At 55.2% G+C, this 565-nt stretch carries 2 protein-coding genes; both read right to left on the bottom strand.

Features of this window, described 5'->3' with window-relative positions; genetic code table 11:
• Positions 1 to 180 (bottom strand): phage major tail tube protein (locus CXQ91_RS24290; protein WP_219816618.1); only part of this gene is annotated, 180 nt, incomplete at its 3' end.
• Positions 180 to 565 (bottom strand): phage tail sheath C-terminal domain-containing protein (locus CXQ91_RS24285; RefSeq protein ID WP_308471434.1); only part of this gene is annotated, 386 nt, incomplete at its 5' end. The genes CXQ91_RS24290 and CXQ91_RS24285, both read right to left, overlap by 1 nt.

The raw sequence follows: 565 nt of genomic DNA, 5'->3' as shown, positions 1-565 counted from the left end.
GCCTTCCAGTTTGTCAAAACCAGCCGGGAGTTCCACCTTACCCACCATCCCCAGCGCCTTGTGTTCCTGCATAATCATGGAGACATCGGGGAGTTTAACTTCCTCAGCCCGTCCCAGCAGGTTAGTACCATCCAGATAGATGTTGGCATTCGTGATGCGGTTTATCTCAATCTTTGACATCAGTTGCCCCCTTTCAGGGTTAACAGGTATTCCGAGGTGATCTCAGTCTCAAACGTCAGTCGCTCCAGCGGCGGTGGTGGCGTATATTTGTAGCTCAGCAACAGGTGCCCGGCGGCCAGCTCCGTCTCCGGATTGCGGGCCGGATCAAACCAGCAACGGAAGCCCAGTACCGCACCATCACCAGTCATTTTGCGACCGTAGGCGTTGACCGACTCCGTCAGTGCATCAATCAGCGCCTGAGTAATCGGCATGTCGATGTACTGCTGGCTGAAATAACGAATGGACTCGTTGATCACATCACCGGTGCGGCGAACGTTCTCAAAGTTACGCATATGGGTGACCGTTGGCCATGCTGCCGTCCGGTTACCCCACAGACGAAGGCCGC

It is taken from the genome of Arthrobacter sp. Y81 (assembly GCF_002929335.1).
Taxonomy (GTDB): Bacteria; Actinomycetota; Actinomycetes; order Actinomycetales; family Micrococcaceae; genus Arthrobacter.
This window is presented reverse-complemented; position numbering and strand designations above follow the sequence as displayed.